At 44.0% G+C, this 425-nt stretch carries 1 rRNA gene; it reads right to left on the bottom strand.

Features of this window, described 5'->3' with window-relative positions:
- Positions 1-310 (bottom strand): 23S ribosomal RNA (locus V6E76_RS11405); the annotation flags it as partial.
- Positions 311-425 lie beyond the last annotated feature (115 nt).

Here is a 425-nt window from a genome sequence, read left to right as displayed (position 1 = left end):
CAATCCGTTGTGAATGTCCTACAACCCCAGCTAATGCTGGTTTGGGCTCTTCCCGTTTCGCTCGCCGCTACTCAGGGAATCGATTTTTCTTTCTCTTCCTCTGGATACTAAGATGTTTCAGTTCTCCAGGTCTCCTTCTCTAACGCTATGTATTCACGTTAGGATAATACCTCGCGGTATTGGGTTTCCCCATTCGGAAATCTCCGGTTCATCGCTTACTTACAGCTCCCCGAAGCATATCGGTGTTTGTTCCGTCCTTCATCGGCTCTTGGTACCTAGGCATCCGCCATGCGCCCTTCAATACTTAATCGTATTGAAATTTGTGAGTGTATCTCTCGATACTTTGCGTTCTCGTTTCTATTTCTGCTTGAAATGAAATCTTTTTTCTCTTTACTTTACTTCTATTCGGTTTTCAATGTACATAC

It is taken from the genome of Jeotgalicoccus huakuii, assembly GCF_036665975.1.
GTDB lineage: Bacteria > Bacillota > Bacilli > Staphylococcales > Salinicoccaceae > Jeotgalicoccus > Jeotgalicoccus marinus.
This window is presented reverse-complemented; position numbering and strand designations above follow the sequence as displayed.